The organism is Ruegeria sp. K3 (assembly GCF_056531845.1).
This window is the reverse complement of sequence record NZ_JBQFMM010000001.1, coordinates 465,551-482,146: the sequence shown is the minus strand read 5'-3', so window position 1 is coordinate 482,146 and position 16,596 is coordinate 465,551. Positions and strand designations below refer to the sequence as shown.

Here is a 16,596-nt window from a genome sequence, read left to right as displayed (position 1 = left end):
GAGCGCCGCATTCTTCGTTTACTTACGTTACGTAAACGGGCAGCGGGGTGTCTTCCGGACTCGCCCGACGTCTGTTCAAGACGCGTGAAACTCCCGCGAAAACCGATGCGATTAGGCATCATTTTTAGAAACGCCTGCCATACAGCAACGGCGAAATATCGGGAGGAGCCCAAATGAATACTGTAGGCGTAATAGGTCTTGGCGACATGGGCAGCGGCCTTGCCAAGAACCTGATCAAGAATGGCTTCGAAACATCAGGTTTCGACCTGAGCGAGACGCGCATGACGGCATTTGCTGACATGGGCGGCCGGCCCAAGGACAGCGTGGGACAGGTCGGTCGACACGCCTCCAGTGTGTTTGTCATGGTGATGAACGGAGATCAGGCCCGCGATGTCATTCTGGGTGAAAACGGGCTGGTTGCGAACATGGCCAAAGGCGGAACGGTCGTCCTGTCGGCGACCATTACCCCGGCCGAAGCCCGCGCCATCGGGCAGGATATGGAAGGCTCGGGGATTAACTTAATCGACACGCCGGTCTCAGGTGGGTTTCCCGGCGCGCAGAACGGCACATTGACGATGATGGCTGCCGGTGCTGCGGATGTGCTGGACCGAAATGCAGAAGTCATGCAGGCAGTGTCGGCAACAATTCATCGGGTCGGCGAAAACGTCGGCGACGGGCAAACCGTGAAAGCCTGCCTGCAATCCCTGATCGGATCGATCTTTTCCGCCACATTCGAGGCTGCAGCCCTGGCGGCCAAAGCCGGTGTCAGCGGTCAGGCATTACTTGATGTGTTCTCCTCATCCAGCGCGGGGTGCGGCGTCGTGAATTCCGCCCTTGAAAACATCATTGATCGCAAGTTCGAGGCCACCGGCAGCCATATCGCAACCATGCACAAGGACATGACGATCTCGCTGGCACTGGCCGGTGCGTTGGGCGTTCCAATGCACACAGCATCATCCGCTATGCAGATCTTTCACGCAGGAAAAACCAAATACCCGAATGGTGACAACTGGGTGTGTACTCGCGTCATCGAAGAAATCGTTGACGCAGAATTGCATCGCTGAGGGGACCGGACATGAAACTAGGTGTGATTTGCGACGGCATTTCCCGCGATTTGCTGCATGCCGTTGACGTGATGGACGAATTCGGTCTGGACTATGCAGAGCTTCAATTCGTTGGCGATGCGGAGGTCGGGGATCATTCCCCGCAGCAAATTGCCGAGATCGACGCGCTTTTGCGCGACCGGGGCAAGCCTGTGTCATGTCTGTCGCGCCATATCTTTGCGGGGATGACAGCTGCCAATAGGCCCGGCGACGACCTCCACACTCGGCATATGGACGCCTTGAAACGCGTAATCGACATGGCGCATGTTGTTGGGTCTCCGCTGGTTCGGATCATGACCCAACGAAAAGAGCAGATACTGTGGGGAAAAAACGGCGCCGAGAAGTGGAACGTAGCGCATGGGGTATGGGACTCGATGCCGCCGCTGATCGCGCCGGCGGTTGAACTGGCAAGAGCTGAGGGCGTGACGCTTGTCGTGGAAACCGGAAACGGCACGCTGGTCAATTCCAACTATACAGCCCGCAAGCTGATTGACGAGTTGGACGCAAAAGACTCTTTGAAAGTGCTGTGGGACCCCGGAAACAACTGCTGGTGCCATGAACTGGCATATCCGGACGGTTATGAAGAACTGCGCGGCGGCTATCTGGGTCACATTCACATCAAGGACGTGAAGGTCGACACGCCACGGGCAACGCTGGAAGTGCGCCGCATGGGGGAAGGTCAGCTTGCGCCTTTGTTCCAACCCATCGCGGACGCGCTTAGATCCGACGGCTATGATGGCGTCATTTCTTTCGAAAGCGTTTATCACCCCGACAACGGGAATTTCGAAGATGGTTTTCGTCTGTGTGTGGACCAGTTCAAAAGCCTGTTTGCATAAAAATGTAGTCAATATGCGTTCAAAATCAAAATCTTGACCCCCATTGCTGAATGCCAAGTGAGATGTAGAAAGCTGGGCGCGCTCGCGTGAAATCAAGGAAAGGGCCTGCTGGATGAAACAACAGTTTTTTGACCTGTCCATTGAAACGCCGGGCAAATCCCTCATCGACATCAGCGGGATCGTTCAGCGTGCGGTGTCCGAACACGAATTTGTCTCGGGCCTGCTGACCCTTTGGTGCGTCCACACCGGTGCCGCGCTATTGGTGCAGGCCAATGCCGATCCCGATGTGCTCAAGGATATCGAGACGTTCTTCGAGAAACTCGTACCCAAGTCACCAGGCAAGTATCACCACCGCCCGACCGAGGACGACAACGCTCCATCGCATCTGCGGGCGCTGTTGACGCAAACTCAGGTATCGATCCCGGTCGAACACGGGCAGCTTCCGCTGGGTCGCGTACAAAGCCTGTACCTGTTCGAACATCGGGAAGCACCCAAGGCACGCCGATTGAAGGTGCACTACATCGGGACGTGATGCCTTGGATCACATGGAGCGTTGGCAGTGCTAACGCCCCATCCAGCCCCCGTCGACTACAACGATTTCACCGTTGACGAAGTCCGACGCAGCGGAGGCCAGAAAGACCACCGGTCCCGCAAAATCAACAGGCGTACCCCAACGGCCTTGGGGTGTTCGTTCCAGGATCGACTTCGACCGGACCGGATCATCCCGCAGGGCTTGGGTGTTGTCGGTCGCGATGTAGCCAGGCGCGATCGCATTCACGTTTACGCCCTGCCCGGCCCATTCGTTGGCCAAGGCTTTGGTCAGCTGTCCAATCCCGCCTTTCGAGGCCGCATAGCCCGGAACGGTGATGCCGCCCTGAAAAGTAAGCAGCGATGCCGTGAAAATGATCTTCCCCGAGCCGCGCGCCAGCATGTCCTTGCCGATCTCGCGTGACAGAACGAACTGCGAGGACAGGTTCACCTCCATCACTTCGTCCCACCAGTCGTCCGGGTGTTCGGCGGCGGGTTTGCGTTTGATCGTGCCGGCATTGTTGACAAGTATATCAGGGGTTTGTCCGTCGGCCCTCAACTGATCAATGAACCCATGCAGCGCGGCGCGATCCGAAAAGTCGCATTGGTAGGCCCGGAAATTGCGTCCCATCGCCGTCACGGCTTTTTCGACATCCGAGCCAGACAGCTCGAGCGAGGCGGACACTCCGATGATATTGGCTCCGGCCGATGCCAATGCTTCGGCCATACCGCGCCCGATACCGCGTTTGCACCCGGTCACAAGGGCCGTCTTTCCCGTCAGGTCGAAACTTTGCAAAACACTCATGAACGCGGTCCTACTTCGATCAGGCTTTTCATTGCGGTTGGGCTGCGATCCAGTGCTTCGAACGCGGCCTGGATGTCTGCCAGAGGGCTGACGTCCGTGATCACAACATCCGCGTCCACTCCGCCCGAAGCGACAACTGCAATGGCTTTCTCGTAATCCTCTGGCTCATAGACCCGAGCACCGATCAGTCGCAGCTCTCGCCAGAAGAACTGGAACAGGTCGATCTGGGGCTTTTGAGCATGGATCGCGACCATTACGATCCGGGCCCGAGTCGCGGCAACGGCGGTCATTGCATCGACACCGGGCTGCGTTCCTGACACCTCGAAAACCACATCTGCCCCTTTGTCGCCCGTGCGCGCGTTGATTGTGGACACCAGATCGGTTTCGATTGGGTTGATCGTGTCAAAGCCAAGTTTTTCAGCAATCGCAAGACGGTTCGGATTCACTTCGGAAATCACGACATTTCCACCCGCGTCCCGCGCAACCATGGCAACCAGGATGCCAATCGGGCCGCCGCCGATAACGACAACGTCCTCTCCAGGTTGCAGGTCAGACAGCCGCACATCGTGGCAGGCAACGGCAACCGGCTCGATCAGCGCCGCGTGATCCATGCGCAAGTCATCCGGCAGAACGTGCAACGTGTGGGCCGGAACAGTCCAGATCTCTTGCATCGCGCCATCGGTGTCGAGGCCGAGAAACTTGAGATTCTGACAGATATGCTGATGCCCCCGCTTGCAAGCTGGGCATTCTCCGCAGTGATCAAGCGGTCGGACAACGACCTTCTGGCCGGGTTCGACCGTATCGACGCCCTCGCCCACCGCTTCGACCACACCTGACATCTCATGCCCAATAACCCGGTTCAGGCCGACGCGGGCATCCATGTTGCCGTGGTAGACGTGCATATCCGTCCCACAAATCCCACAATAGGCAACACGAATGGCAGCCTCGCCGGGACCCGGATCTGTCGCTTGGGCTTGCTCTACTGCAAAGCTCTTATCGCCCCTGTAGTATGCGGCAGTGATCGTCTGGGTCGTCATCTATGCATCTCCTTGTGTTCCGCATTCAATTTGTCCCAGTCGAATTCCACTCCGGTTCCCGGGGTATCCGGGGCCACGGCCAGACAGTCTTCGACAACTAGTGGACGGGTCGTGTACTGGTCTATCGGGAATGAGTGTACTTCTAGCCAGCCTGCGTTGGGTTGCGCAGAAACAAGGCTGACGTGCAGCTCCTGCATCCCATGACTGCAAACCGGAATGCCGTGCTGTGCGCTTAGCGCGGCCACGCGCAGCCAGCCGGTGATTCCACCGCAGTTTGAGGCATCGGGCTGGATAAAACTCAGTTTCGCGTCATCAAAGGCGTATTCAAATTCGTGTATGGTGTGCAGGTTTTCACCCATGGCAAGGGGAACGCCCGTCGCTTCGACAATTCGGCCATAACCTTTGTAGTCGTCTGGAATTGTCGGTTCCTCGAACCACAGGATATCGCAGTCGGCGAACCCTCTGGCAGCGACGATGGCCTGTTCGACACTCATAGAGTAATTCGCATCGACCATGAAGAACCGGTCCGGCCCCAGCATCTCGCGCACCGCCCGGGCACGTGCAAGATCGTAGGCCAGGTCTGGTTGACCGACCTTGATCTTGACTGCGTTGAACCCACGCGCAAGGTACCCTTCGGTCTGACGCAGCAGTTTCTCCAACGAGAAATTCAGGTCGATCCCGCCGGCATAGGCCTTGCACCTTTTCGACGCTCCACCGGCCATCTGCCACAAAGGCGCATTCTGCGTTCTGCCGCGAATATCCCACAGTGCAATATCTACGGCCGAGATGGCAAACGAGGCGATCCCGCCCCGTGCGACGTAGTGCACGTGCCACTGCATGGTATCGTACAGGCTTTCGATCTGTTCGGCGTCTTGTCCAACAAGGAACGGTGCCAGGTCATGCTGGATCATCGCCAAGATGGCATGGCCACCCTTGCCCCCGGTATAGGTATACCCGACCCCCTCGACCCCATCCGAGGTTTGAATGGTGACAGTGATCAATTGAAAAAACGTGTGATCCCCATGTTTGGCATCGACTAGGACTTCGGCGAGCGGAACGTTGAACAGCCGCGCTGATACACTTTCTATGCGATTCATTAACCTAAGACCTTCTGCTGCCTGGCAATAACCCGAGACTGTAGAAGGATGACCGCAAATAGAAAGCCTCCACGTATGACCATTTGCCAATAGGCACTGAAACTGATGGTGCCCTGACCGTTTTCAAAGTTTAGAACGTTGAAGACCAGCCCCAGCAACAGCGCGCCAGCGACCGTCGCAGGGATCGATCCCATCCCACCCGTCAACAAAGTGCCGCCTACAACCACAGAAGCGATGGCTGACAATTCCCATCCGATGCCTTCAAGGGGTTGCCCAGCTCCAAAACCCGAGGCCAGAAAGACTCCAGCTAGCCCCGCACAGCCACCCGACAGCAGGTAGACAAAAGCCTTGGCGCGATTGACCTTCAGACCCATGAGGTTCGAGGCATCCTCGCTGCCACCGATCGCCAAGACGGTCCGCCCGATGGTTGTTCTTTCCAGCACCAGCCAAAGTGCCAGAGTCAGTCCGGCCACGATGACGATCGCCCATGGAAACAGACCAAAGGCCTGCCCCATGCCAAGCTTGGTGAAGTTCGACCCCCAATCGACCGAAATTGTCTGGGCGCCCGAAATCACCAATGCGCCGCCTTTTGCGGCCAGCATGGTGGCCAGCGTGGCGATGAAGGGCGGGATCCGAAGGATGATTATGCAAAAGGCGTTGATCGCCCCGAAACCAACCCCGGCAAGAACGGCCCCCGGCAACGCAACCTGAATCCCATACGGGCTGAGATAGGCCGCAACAACCGAGGTAAACGCCGCCACGGATCCGACCGACAGATCAATCCCGCCGGTCATGATCACAAAACACATGCCCAGCGCAATCGCGATGAACATCGCGTTGTAATTCAGGAAAGACGAGAAATTGTAGGCGCTGCCAAAGTTGTCATAGCGCATCAGCCCGAACAGAATCAAAGCCAGCAGTGCGATCCACACCGTCACCGAGGCCGAATTACGTCGAAGGTATTTTCGAAGGTCAAAAGCCGTTTCATCCAACATCGATTAAACCCTCCGAAACTGCTGGACCCAAACGGCCAGGATAATGATGACGGCCTTGGCGATCAGTGCAACTTCGTCCTCTACCCCGTTGGCCAACAATGTATATTTGACCAACTGGATGATGACGGCACCCAGTATGGCACCAAAGATCGGCGCTCGCCCGCCTTGCAAAAGAGCCCCGCCAACAACCGCGGCCGCGATGGCATCAAGCTCCATCAGATTGCCGTTGCGCGCGGCGTCCGAGGCCGAGTTGATTGCAACCACGATCAAACCGGCTAGGCCCGCAAGCACCGCGCAGATGACATAGGCCCCGATCTTGACCCGTCGGACGGGACCACCCGACAGATAGGCCGCACGTTCATTGCCCCCTATGGCCAACAGGTAACGGCCCCATGTGGTTCTGGTGATCACCCAAAACAGCACACAGGCAATGGCCAGCGCCAGCCAGCCCTGGAACGGCAAACCAAGCACTTTACCAGTTCCAAGATAACTGAATGATGGGTTTGAAAACGTCTGCAGGTTCCCGTTCGTCAAGACTTGGGCAATACCGCGACCAGAGATGAAGAGAATGAGCGTCGCAACAATGGGCTGCACGTTCAACACGGCAACCATCACGCCGTTGAATACCCCGCATAGCCCCGCAATGAACAGCGGCAGGACAATGGCCAAAGTGACGCCTAGCATCGGATTGGCAGCGCCCAGATCCGACAGAAAGATCAGCGGAGCAAGCGCCCCCGCCAGCGCCATGACCGCCCCAACCGACAGATCGATCCCACCCGTGGCGATTACCAGCGTCATCCCCATGGCCACGATGGCGATCGTAGCGACCTGGCTGATATTTACGAACAGGGTTTGCAGTTGCAGGAAATTAGGTGTGAAAAACGCGTTGAATACTAATAGGGCGACCAACGCGGCGATGCCGCCGTGAAAGCGGAAGGGCATTGATGCGACCCGTTGCGGCAACTTCATTGCGCGGTCCATGAACCAGTTCCTTCTTCATGATGCGCAAGCGCGCGCACCAGTATGTTCTCGGTGACCCCGGGGTTGGTCAGTTCCTTGACCGAGCGTCCCTCGTGCATGACAACGATGCGGTCAGCGCCTTCCACCAGTTCTTCGAATTCCGAACTGATGAGGACGACACCAAACCCCTTCTCGACATAAGACCGAATGAACGATTGGATCTCTCGCTTGGCGCCAACATCCACGCCTCGGGTCGGCTCGTCGAGTATCAGGATGTCGGGCTGCGTCGCCAGCCAACGGGCAAGCAGCACCTTTTGCTGGTTGCCACCGGACAGTTCTCGAATGGGTTGGTCCATATGCGCCGCCTTGATGCCCAGATCGTCGATAAAGGCCTGAACGATCTCGCGCTCGCGGGCAAAGTCGATCTGACCACGGCTGGCCAGTTTCGGCAGCAGGGCCAGCGTCATGTTCTCGCGCACAGACATGTCTGGAACGATCCCTTCGGCCTTGCGATCTTCGGTCAGAAAGCCGACGCCGTTTGCGATCGCGTCACCCGGTCCGGACGGTTGACCGACCGTGCCATGCAACTCGATTGCGCCGCTGCGTTTCCCGTCCACTCCGAACAAAGCGCGCGCCGCCTCGGTCCGGCCAGAGCCCAGCAATCCGCCCAGCCCAACGATTTCCCCGCGGTGGAGCGTGAGGTCGAAATGCGTCAGCCGCGGGCCTGTTGAAACAGAGTCCGCCCGCAAAACGATATCGCCTTTCTTGGCCTTGGCACCTGCGAAGTCCGTCAAACCGTCTGCCGCGATCTCATCCTTGTTGCGGCCCAGCATGTCCGCGATCATTTCCAGTTTGGTCGTGTCCTGGACGTTACGCGTGCTGACGGTGCGCCCATCTCGCATCGTTGTGACTCGATCGCATATTTGGAACAGCTCATCGATGAAATGCGAAACATAAAGAACAGACACGCCCTGTTTCTTCAACTCGCGCACAACACCGAACAGCACCTCGACTTCGCTGGCATCCAGCGACGACGTAGGTTCGTCCATGATGACAAGTTTCGCATCCAGCGAAACAGCCCGCGCAATTGCAACCAACTGCTGGATCGCTGTCGAGAAATTTCCTAGCGGCTCGGTCACGTCGATATCTATGCCAAAGCGCGTAAGCACCTCGCGTGCGCGCCTGTTGCCCTCGCGCCAGTCGACCAGAAAGCCGAGACGTTTGGGCTCGTACCCCATGATGATGTTTTCAGTCACTGACCGCAGCGGTACCAGGTTGAGCTCTTGATAGATGGTGGCAATTCCGGATTCCTGCGCTTCGCGCGGAGTGGAGATGCGGCTCGGCACACCCGCCAGATGAACGTCGCCGGCATCCCGATCGTAAACTCCGGTCAGAACCTTGATCATCGTCGATTTTCCGGCACCGTTCTGGCCGATCAGCGCATGAACCTCGCCGGGCGCGATTTCCAGGTTGGCCTGGCTAAGTGCCGGTACGCCGGCAAACGACTTTTCAATTCCCGACATCGAGACGAGCGCATTCATGAGATGTCTTCCTCCGATTGCTTGCAGGCGGCGCCGACCACAGGCCAGCACCACCCACCAGGGAGAATCAATAGGCTTCGTCGATGTGATCGGCCGCATTGTCCTTGGTAAAGATGCGATCTTCGACTTTCACCCATTCCGGGATCGTCTCGCCAGCTGCGTATTTATTCATGACTTCACAAGCCAGAGGTCCGAAGAAGGGCGAGCTTTCCACCGTCACCCCCATCTTGCCATCGATAATAGCCTGAAGTGCATCGCGTGTCCCGTCGATCGAAACGATGGTCACGTCCTCGCCGGGCTTGCGGCCGGCCAGTTCCAGAGCCTGGATCGCACCGATCGCCATCTCGTCATTGTGGGCGTAGACCACGTTCACATCGGGGTGCGCCTGCAGCAGGGTTTCCATCACCTGACGACCCAGGTCGCGCGCAAAGTCACCGGTCTGAGAAGCCACGATCTCAAAGCGGTCATCCGCTGCAATCGCGTCGTCGAAACCTTTTTTGCGGTCATTTGCAGGTGAAGAACCAGTCGTGCCCTCCAACTGGACGATGACGCCATTGTCGCCGTCGAAATTCTCCATCAGCCACTGTGCGGCCCGGTTGCCTTGATCAATGAAATCCGACCCAAGGAACGCCACAAAATGCTCGCCCGGCTTGGCAACGGCCGGATCAACCGAGCGGTCCACCAAAAAGGTCGGGATTCCCGCTGCACGGGCCTTCATAACGGCTGGGATCAACGGCTTTTCTTCCCGCGGGGGCAGGAACAGAACGTCGATGCCTTGGGCGATCATGCTGTCCACATCCGCAACCTGCTTTGCCGCAGATCCGGCTGCATCCGTCGCGATAAGGTCCCAGCCGCAGGCCTCGGCCGTATCATGGAATGATTTTGTCTCGGCAATGCGCCACGGATTGTTCGACTCCATCTGCGCAAAGCCGACCTTGTAGCGATCTTTCTGCTCAAGCGGTGGCAGATCCTGCGCTATCGCAGTCGTGCCCAACAGCGCACCCGCGACAACCGTCGAGATCAAAAGAGTTCTGCGTTTCATGGTTATTCCTCCTCCATTGGTGCGGTCGCCTCCGTTTTGACCGCGAGTTTTAGGTCATGCCCAATTCATGTAAGTCGTCTGTTTCCTCAGATAGCCATCGAAGCCATATGCGCCGTCTTCGCCCCCAACCCCGGATAAACCCCAACCGGTGTGAAATCCCTGTACGGCCTCACCATTGGAGCGGTTCAGGTACAATTCGCCGAACTTCAAACGGCTCGGGGCCTCCATCAATCGCCGGTGCGATGCCGTAAAGAGATAGGCAGACAGCCCGAATGATGTGTCATTCGCTACGTCTATCGCCTGATCAAAATCATCGACTCGCATGGCTGTCGCCACAGGGCCAAATACCTCCTCTTGCATCGCGGCATTGCCGTTGTCGGAGACCTCGAGAACCGTCGGGGACATCCAGTGTCCTTTGCGGTGCGCGCTGTCCAACAGGGGCCCGCCTTCCAGATGGACCGTGGCACCTTCCGTGATGCTGCGCTTAATGATTTCGTCGACCTTGGACATCTCGGCCTTGCTGACTTTGGGACCCAGATCGCAGTCCTCCATCGGATCTCCGATCGACAATGCGCGGGCTGCTGTCACGAATTTTTCCAAGAACTGATCCGCAATACCGCGATGCAGATACATACGCTCGTTGCAGGTGCAAATCTGGCCGCAATTGGCAAACCGGGCGGAAATGGCGGCCGAAACAGCAGCGTCAATATCCGCATCCTCCATCACGATGAACGGAGCCTTACCGCCAAGCTCGAGCCGAACAACCTTGATCCGGTCGGCCGCGGCGCGAAAAATCTCTTTACCGGCTCGCGTGCTGCCGGTCATTGTGATCAGTGAGGTATCGGGGTGTTCGACCAACCGCTGCCCTACCACCGGCCCCTTGCCTGTCAGAACATTCAGAACACCGGGCGGAAACCCGACCTTTTCGGCAAGCTCGGCGATCGCGAGACCGGACAGCGGCGTGATTTCGTGCCCCAACAGAACAACAGTATTGCCCGCGACCAGCGCAGGCCCGACTTTCCTGGCGGCCAATGCCAACGGATAGTTCCAGGCCGTCAACGCAACAACAACGCCATAAGGATGACGCCGGATCTGGATTTCCTCGGACTTGTTGTCCGATGCCACTATGTCACCTGAAATCCTCCGGGCCTCCTCAGCCGCATGGCAAAGAAAGGTAACAGCGGCATCAACTTCACTTCGGGCCTGCGTGATCGGCTTGCCCTGCTCGACCGTGATCAGAGCGGCCAGACGCCCGGCGTCAATCCGGATGGCTTCGGCCAACCGCTGAACCAGTCGCGCCCGCTCGATCGCCGGGCGCGAGGACCACGAGCCAAAAGCACGATGGGCCGCCTCGACGGCCGCATCCGCATGAGCGGCACCGCCATCTGGAACTTGCGCAACGATCTCTTCATTTGCAGGGTTCTCGACACCAACCGTGTCCGCGTCAGAGTCGGTAAAGCGGCCATCGATGAACATCGAATGCCGAACCACTTGACCCAACTCCCCCACCACAGACCGCAATTTCGCCTCCCGCGTTTGCTCGGTCAGACCACATTGGCGACCGCACTGCCGATCAAAACACTAATAATATTATTTCGTCAACACTAATATTAATTACTATTCACTAATATTAGTTGCGTGTCCTCCGCATAGTCGATAAAAAGGAAGCGAACAAAAAGGTTGAGCAATGAACGATCAAGCGAACAAGGCCGGGCAGCACAGGGGCGTGGGACGAGTCGCGGGCCGGCAGCGCATAACGATGCATGATATTGCACGCGTCGCCGGGTGCTCACAGACGACAGTATCGCTGGTTCTAAACAAGAACGATTCCGTCAAAATCTCCGAGGACACAAAGCAAAGAGTCCTGGATGCCGCCAACACGCTTGGATACGCCATGCCCTCTCAACTCAGGAAACCCCAGGACAGCGCGCCTCGACCCTCGGCGTTAGACGGCACCATCGCTTTTGTCGTGGACGATCTGGCGTCGAGCCCCGAAATGGTAAACGCGTTTAATGGCGTGAAACAGGCCGTTCGGGACACGGGAAATCTTGTATTGCTGGCAGAAACCCAAAACGACCCCGAGGTCGAACCCAGAACGCTTAGGTATTTCCTCGACCAACAGGTTGCGGGCATCATTTACGCAACCGTTTTCACCCGGCGGGTGGTCGTTCCGGAAATACTCAGGCAGACCGCAACCCCGGTTCTGCTGCTGAACTGCTTTTGCGACGACCTCTCTTTTCCTGCGGTGATCCCCGGCGAAGTCGCTGCTGGACATACGGCGACCAACGCCCTGATCAAGGCGGGGCACAAACGAATTGCCACCATCACCGGCGAGCCGTTCATGGAATGCGCCGCAGGGCGAACGACCGGGTACAGAAACGCCCTTGCTTCCGCCGACATCCCATTTGACGAGGATTTGGTCATCGAGGGCAACTGGCTGCCCAGCGCAGGCTATGCTGCCACGCGCGAATTGATGGACCTGCCCTCTCCGCCAACCGCCATTTTCTGTCAGAATGACCGAATGGCAATCGGCTGCTATGAGGCGCTCAAGGAACTTGGCCTATCCATCCCCGAAGACATCTCGGTCATCGGATTTGACGATGACGAAACCGCGCGACACCTGTCGCCCCCCCTGACCTCGATGATCCTTCCAACTAGGGCGATGGGACGCTGGGTCATCGAACAGTTGTTCCACGGTCCGACGGATGGTCAGCGACACCCTCTCGTGAAGCTTGAATGCGAACTGGTGGAGCGCGACTCGATCAGCGAACCCAAACGCCGGGCCTGAAGGCGAACTCATGACGGAAACCTTCGATCATATCGTCATCGGCGGCGGCTCTGCCGGCGCAGCCGCTGCAGCGAGACTGGTCAACCAGGGCAAGTGCAGGGTTCTGGTGCTGGAGGCCGGGCATTCGCACCGCCATCCGTTGCTGGACATGCCGCCGGGTATCTTCAAGATGATCAACGGGTCCAAGTTCATGACCTACCACCAGACCGAACCGCAGGACCACCTGGACGGCCGCGTGCATGACATTCCGCAGGCCAACGTACTGGGTGGCGGGTCGTCTGTGAATGCCCAGGTCTATATGCGTGGCCGCCCTTCTGATTATGACGCGTGGGACGACCTGCTACGAGAGACCAACGACAGAGTCGGCTGGGGATGGGATGATGTGCTGCCCTACTTCCGTAGAATGGAAGACAATAACAGGCTTCACAATGACCTGCATGGCAGCAACGGTCCGGTGCAGGTCTCGGATCCGGGGCATATCGACGACATGTCACGTTGGTTCGTTCAGTCGGTCCAGGCCCTTGGCGAACCATTCAACACGGATTTCAACGGCGCAACGCAGCGCGGTGTCGGTTTCTATCAGTTCACCAATCGCGCCGGCAAGCGCAGTTCGTCAGCCTATGCGTTTCTCGCCCCTCTCGAGACGAACCCGAACTTGACCATCCAGCTTGGCGCAACGGTCAGCAAAGTCATCATCGAAAACGACAAGGCCGTCGGCGTGCAGTATCGAGACAAAAGCGGAGCCCACACGGTCCGGTGCGATGGTGAAGTTATCGTTGCGGCGGGCGCTCTGGTGACGCCAAAAATCCTAATGCTATCAGGCATCGGACCTGATGCACATCTTGCCGATCACGGTATTCCCGTGATCTGCCCATTGCCTGGGGTTGGCCAGAACCTGATCGACCACCCCGAAGTTCCAATTACCGCCTTTGCCAACGGTCCCTACGGATACTTCAAACAAGGTGAGGGCTGGCGGATGCTTCGCAACGGCATCCAGTTCAAACTGTTCGGCAGCGGACCGGTGACTTCCGCCGGCGTCGAAGCCGGCGCGTTTGTCAATCCGTCGTCTCCTGATGGAGAACCAACCATTCAAGCTTTTTGCGTGCCAATTGTTTATCTGGATCGCGACGCTCTGGACGAGGTGCAGGATGACTTTGGCCTGACCGTTACGACCGTCGTAGTCAAACCGAAATCACGCGGAGAGGTCCGGCTTCGCTCGGCCGATCCTCACACCATGCCATTGGTCTCGCCCAACCTTCTGAAGCATGAAGACGACATGCAGGAGATGATCCGGGGGCAGCGGTTCTTTCGCCGGGCATTCACGTCGGGCCCGCTTGCTCAAAGGGTTCGCGAAATCGTCATTCCCACGGCGGACGACGACCAGACGCTACGAGCACATTGCAAGCGATTCGTAAAAACCAACTATCACCCGGCGGGCACTGCCAAAATGGGCCGGGACGGCGACGGAATGGCCGTGCTGGACGCCAGAATGCGCGTGCGCGGAATCGAGAGCTTGCGGGTGTGCGACATGTCAGCCGTGCCCGACATCAACGCCGGCAATACAAACGCACCTGCCATGATGCTGGGCGAACGATGCGCCGACCTGATCCTCGGCATCGGATCAGCCCGCGAGATACGCAATTCCTAACCTGAGCTGCGGCGTCGCCCGTCATTGATCCTATTTCTAACGCAGAATATGGCGTCGCCCTGCCCGACCCACCGAAAATAGACTACCCTGCCTCAATGCGCAGAACGTGGCCAAAGGTCATGGCGCGGACGGAAAACGCCTTACAGAAAATCGTCCCGCCTGGGCGTGAAGCAATCGATCAACTCTCCGGCAGCCAGGCAAACACAACCATGGCTTACACCGGACGGAATGATCAGGCTGTCACCGGGTTCCAACGCTCGCTCCTGATCTCCGATGACAAAGTTGAACCGCCCGGACCGCACAAATGTCGACTGCACATGCGGATGGTCGTGCAACACGCCTTCGGCACCTTCTTCAAACCGGAATGAAACCATCATGAGGTCTTCATTATCCGCCAAAACCTGGCGCGTGACACCTGATGCAGGTGATACAATCGGATAGCTCTTGGTCATAATGCGAGGTCCTTAGTCAGTTGGCGGCGTTCAATTTACTCGAAATACTCGGCATGTTTCGAGTGAACCTCCTCGATGGTCTTGTCGATGCGGCCCAAATGACGGCGTATCGTCTCGGTCGCAGTCGCCTCGTCGCGGTCTGCTAGCGCTTTTGCCAGCTCAACATGATCCCGAACCAGAATGTCGGCCTCGCTCTCGCGCCCTAGGCTCAAAACGCACAGGCGATCGATCTTTCTTTTGCATTCCTGAATCGTATTGAAGGCCAGCGGGTTGCCGCTCAACTCACAAATCAGCCGGTGAAAGTCATAGTCGAGCTGATGGAACTTTTCGGCTTCGTTCCTTGAAACGACGTCTTTCTGCTGCTTGAGATTGTCCTCCAGCAGCTTCGAATATTCGGGCTTCCAGTTCCGACATGCAGCGCGCACCACTTCCAACTCGACCGAGAGGCGAACAAAGCGCGCATGACCGATCCGTTCCATGGAAAAACTACGTACCCGCGTGGCTTTCTGTGGTCGGATCAGCAGCAAATCCTGCGCCTCAAGCCTGTTGAAAGCATCGCGGACCGGCTGCCTCGACACTTCGAACTTTTTTGCAATATCTGCTTCGGACAGTTTTGTTCCCGGCAGAATTTCCAGTGAAACGATCGCCTCGTACAAACTCTCATATACGATGTCAGTGGTTGTGCGCCGCTCGATTTTATCCGTAATACTTTGCATTTCCTGCCTTTTTCTGCGCGTAACCAACACCGGCGGCATTCTGGGCCACTAGACCTCTCCCTCCGATACTCCTCAATGTATCTCCAGCCAATCCATTTAGCACGGGCCGTGCGAAGCCTTTTGTGGCTCCCAAACAAATTTGTTGACAATACTAGTATCCTAGTCGACTACAATAGGCAACACCGCTGAATGCTCGTTAAGGCTCAAGGACCAAAACGGGCACACTGACTGGATGACCGGGGACCCAAGGGGACAAGAAAATGACCGAATTGAACGCTGAACAGATTGGCCCGAACTTGGAACTGGCAGGGAAGGTTGCGATCGTGACCGGCGGCGGACGGGACATTGGCCGTGCCTGCGTCATGAAACTGGCCAAGGCTGGAGCGTCGATCGCGATCAACTATCACAGCTCATCTTCGGGTGCGGAATCGGCGGTTCAGAAAATAACGGCTGCCGGAGGTAAGGCGATTGCCATACAGGGCGACATGACCTCCGGTGCGGATGTGGAAAGGCTGATCTCGGAGACTATTGCGACATTCGGACCTCGGATCGACATTCTTGCCCACGTGACCGGCGGATTGCTGGCCCGGAAGACCCTGTCTGAGATGGATATGGAACATTGGCGCCATGTCATGGACCTGAACACCACTTCTTTTGCCCGCACTGTTCAGGCCGTGTTGCCGCATATGAAAAAAGGCGGCGCGATCATCGGGTTTGCGAGTCAGGCGGGGCGTGACGGGGGTGGCCCAGGCGCGGTCGCCTATGCGGCCTCGAAGGGTGCGGTCATGACGATGACGCGTGGATTGGCCAAAGAACTGGGGCCGGACATCCGGGTAAATTCGGTTTGCCCGGGCATGATCGACACCGATTTTCACAATGTCTTCACAAAAAGCGAAGTGCGGACCAACGTGGCCGGCGCCACGCCGCTTAAACGCGAAGGCACATCTGAGGATGTCGCCAATCTGGTCGCCTATCTGGCCTCAGACGCCGCTGCTTTCATTACGGGCGCGAACATCGACATCAACGGAGGCCTGCTCTTTTCATAACC

16 protein-coding genes are annotated in these 16,596 nt (G+C 57.5%); 6 read left to right on the top strand and 10 right to left on the bottom strand.

Annotated elements, in window-relative coordinates; genetic code table 11:
* The first annotated feature begins 173 nt into the window (after window positions 1-173).
* The 3 genes from ACR0MP_RS02370 (at window position 174) to ACR0MP_RS02360 (ending at window position 2,471) form a co-directional block, all read left to right on the top strand.
* Window positions 174-1,064 carry an NAD(P)-dependent oxidoreductase gene (locus tag ACR0MP_RS02370; protein WP_480885718.1) on the top strand — a complete coding sequence of 297 codons (891 nt, stop codon included), beginning with the start codon at window positions 174-176 and terminating at the stop codon, window positions 1,062-1,064.
* A gap of 11 nt (window positions 1,065-1,075) precedes the next feature.
* Window positions 1,076-1,939 carry a sugar phosphate isomerase/epimerase family protein gene (locus ACR0MP_RS02365; RefSeq protein WP_170734680.1) on the top strand — a complete coding sequence of 288 codons (864 nt, stop codon included), beginning with the start codon at window positions 1,076-1,078 and terminating at the stop codon, window positions 1,937-1,939.
* 112 nt (window positions 1,940-2,051) lie between these two features.
* The gene (locus ACR0MP_RS02360) at window positions 2,052-2,471 is read left to right on the top strand and encodes a secondary thiamine-phosphate synthase enzyme YjbQ (RefSeq protein WP_170403536.1); all 420 of its coding nucleotides are present in this window, start codon (window positions 2,052-2,054) and stop codon (window positions 2,469-2,471) included.
* A 30-nt stretch (window positions 2,472-2,501) separates the two neighbouring features.
* Here the strand turns inward: ACR0MP_RS02360 and ACR0MP_RS02355 are convergent, their stop codons facing one another.
* From ACR0MP_RS02355 to ACR0MP_RS02320, 8 genes are all read right to left on the bottom strand, one after another.
* A complete protein-coding gene (locus ACR0MP_RS02355) occupies window positions 2,502-3,272 on the bottom strand; it encodes an SDR family oxidoreductase (RefSeq protein WP_170403539.1) in 771 nt (256 codons plus the stop codon).
* Entirely contained in the window at window positions 3,269-4,309 is a 1,041-nt protein-coding gene (locus ACR0MP_RS02350) for an alcohol dehydrogenase catalytic domain-containing protein (protein ID WP_170403544.1), read from the bottom strand. Before ACR0MP_RS02350 ends, ACR0MP_RS02355 begins: the two co-directional genes overlap by 4 nt.
* A complete protein-coding gene (locus tag ACR0MP_RS02345; RefSeq protein ID WP_170403546.1) occupies window positions 4,306-5,406 on the bottom strand; it encodes a mandelate racemase/muconate lactonizing enzyme family protein in 1,101 nt (366 codons plus the stop codon). The genes ACR0MP_RS02350 and ACR0MP_RS02345 overlap by 4 nt, the downstream gene beginning before the upstream one ends.
* On the bottom strand, window positions 5,406-6,401 hold the full coding sequence (locus ACR0MP_RS02340; RefSeq protein ID WP_170403549.1) for an ABC transporter permease: 996 nt from the start codon (window positions 6,399-6,401) through the stop codon (window positions 5,406-5,408). The genes ACR0MP_RS02345 and ACR0MP_RS02340 overlap by 1 nt, the downstream gene beginning before the upstream one ends.
* Before the next feature lie 3 nt (window positions 6,402-6,404).
* Window positions 6,405-7,382: an ABC transporter permease gene (locus tag ACR0MP_RS02335; RefSeq protein WP_170403552.1), complete on the bottom strand. Its 978-nt coding sequence runs from the start codon at window positions 7,380-7,382 to the stop codon at window positions 6,405-6,407.
* Complete coding sequence (locus ACR0MP_RS02330; RefSeq protein WP_480795128.1) at window positions 7,367-8,902, bottom strand: sugar ABC transporter ATP-binding protein; 1,536 nt, start codon at window positions 8,900-8,902, stop codon at window positions 7,367-7,369. Before ACR0MP_RS02330 ends, ACR0MP_RS02335 begins: the two co-directional genes overlap by 16 nt.
* 67 nt (window positions 8,903-8,969) lie before the next feature.
* Window positions 8,970-9,944, bottom strand: a complete 975-nt coding sequence (locus tag ACR0MP_RS02325; protein WP_170635328.1) for an ABC transporter substrate-binding protein — start codon at window positions 9,942-9,944, stop codon at window positions 8,970-8,972.
* A gap of 54 nt (window positions 9,945-9,998) precedes the next feature.
* Window positions 9,999-11,435: an aldehyde dehydrogenase family protein gene (locus tag ACR0MP_RS02320; RefSeq protein ID WP_480885714.1), complete on the bottom strand. Its 1,437-nt coding sequence runs from the start codon at window positions 11,433-11,435 to the stop codon at window positions 9,999-10,001.
* Window positions 11,436-11,631: 196 nt separating this feature from the next.
* Here ACR0MP_RS02320 and ACR0MP_RS02315 point away from each other — a divergent pair, with 196 nt between their 5' ends.
* Together ACR0MP_RS02315 and ACR0MP_RS02310 are read left to right on the top strand one after the other, a co-directional pair.
* Complete coding sequence (locus tag ACR0MP_RS02315; protein WP_480503409.1) at window positions 11,632-12,732, top strand: LacI family DNA-binding transcriptional regulator; 1,101 nt, start codon at window positions 11,632-11,634, stop codon at window positions 12,730-12,732.
* 10 nt (window positions 12,733-12,742) lie between these two features.
* Window positions 12,743-14,380 carry a GMC family oxidoreductase gene (locus tag ACR0MP_RS02310; protein WP_480885712.1) on the top strand — a complete coding sequence of 546 codons (1,638 nt, stop codon included), beginning with the start codon at window positions 12,743-12,745 and terminating at the stop codon, window positions 14,378-14,380.
* 140 nt (window positions 14,381-14,520) lie between these two features.
* Here ACR0MP_RS02310 and ACR0MP_RS02305 read toward each other — a convergent pair whose 3' ends face one another.
* Together ACR0MP_RS02305 and ACR0MP_RS02300 are read right to left on the bottom strand one after the other, a co-directional pair.
* On the bottom strand, window positions 14,521-14,832 hold the full coding sequence (locus tag ACR0MP_RS02305) for a cupin domain-containing protein (protein ID WP_170396125.1): 312 nt from the start codon (window positions 14,830-14,832) through the stop codon (window positions 14,521-14,523).
* Between the two features lie 35 nt (window positions 14,833-14,867).
* Entirely contained in the window at window positions 14,868-15,548 is a 681-nt protein-coding gene (locus ACR0MP_RS02300; RefSeq protein WP_170734665.1) for a GntR family transcriptional regulator, read from the bottom strand.
* A gap of 260 nt (window positions 15,549-15,808) precedes the next feature.
* Here ACR0MP_RS02300 and ACR0MP_RS02295 point away from each other — a divergent pair, with 260 nt between their 5' ends.
* On the top strand, window positions 15,809-16,594 hold the full coding sequence (locus tag ACR0MP_RS02295) for an SDR family NAD(P)-dependent oxidoreductase (RefSeq protein WP_480885710.1): 786 nt from the start codon (window positions 15,809-15,811) through the stop codon (window positions 16,592-16,594).
* The last annotated feature ends 2 nt before the right edge of the window (window positions 16,595-16,596 follow it).

What these genes read in the sequence shown, in the direction of transcription:
- ACR0MP_RS02370 (WP_480885718.1), top strand. Translation starts at nt 174, where the DNA reads ATGAATACTGTAGGCGTAATAGGTCTTGGCGACATGGGCAGCGGCCTT.
- ACR0MP_RS02365 (WP_170734680.1), top strand. Translation starts at nt 1,076, where the DNA reads ATGAAACTAGGTGTGATTTGCGACGGCATTTCCCGCGATTTGCTGCAT.
- ACR0MP_RS02360 (WP_170403536.1), top strand. Translation starts at nt 2,052, where the DNA reads ATGAAACAACAGTTTTTTGACCTGTCCATTGAAACGCCGGGCAAATCC.
- ACR0MP_RS02355 (WP_170403539.1), bottom strand. Translation starts at nt 3,272, where the DNA reads ATGAGTGTTTTGCAAAGTTTCGACCTGACGGGAAAGACGGCCCTTGTG.
- ACR0MP_RS02350 (WP_170403544.1), bottom strand. Translation starts at nt 4,309, where the DNA reads ATGACGACCCAGACGATCACTGCCGCATACTACAGGGGCGATAAGAGC.
- ACR0MP_RS02345 (WP_170403546.1), bottom strand. Translation starts at nt 5,406, where the DNA reads ATGAATCGCATAGAAAGTGTATCAGCGCGGCTGTTCAACGTTCCGCTC.
- ACR0MP_RS02340 (WP_170403549.1), bottom strand. Translation starts at nt 6,401, where the DNA reads ATGTTGGATGAAACGGCTTTTGACCTTCGAAAATACCTTCGACGTAAT.
- ACR0MP_RS02335 (WP_170403552.1), bottom strand. Translation starts at nt 7,382, where the DNA reads ATGGACCGCGCAATGAAGTTGCCGCAACGGGTCGCATCAATGCCCTTC.
- ACR0MP_RS02330 (WP_480795128.1), bottom strand. Translation starts at nt 8,902, where the DNA reads ATGAATGCGCTCGTCTCGATGTCGGGAATTGAAAAGTCGTTTGCCGGC.
- ACR0MP_RS02325 (WP_170635328.1), bottom strand. Translation starts at nt 9,944, where the DNA reads ATGAAACGCAGAACTCTTTTGATCTCGACGGTTGTCGCGGGTGCGCTG.
- ACR0MP_RS02315 (WP_480503409.1), top strand. Translation starts at nt 11,632, where the DNA reads ATGAACGATCAAGCGAACAAGGCCGGGCAGCACAGGGGCGTGGGACGA.
- ACR0MP_RS02310 (WP_480885712.1), top strand. Translation starts at nt 12,743, where the DNA reads ATGACGGAAACCTTCGATCATATCGTCATCGGCGGCGGCTCTGCCGGC.
- ACR0MP_RS02305 (WP_170396125.1), bottom strand. Translation starts at nt 14,832, where the DNA reads ATGACCAAGAGCTATCCGATTGTATCACCTGCATCAGGTGTCACGCGC.
- ACR0MP_RS02300 (WP_170734665.1), bottom strand. Translation starts at nt 15,548, where the DNA reads ATGCAAAGTATTACGGATAAAATCGAGCGGCGCACAACCACTGACATC.
- ACR0MP_RS02295 (WP_480885710.1), top strand. Translation starts at nt 15,809, where the DNA reads ATGACCGAATTGAACGCTGAACAGATTGGCCCGAACTTGGAACTGGCA.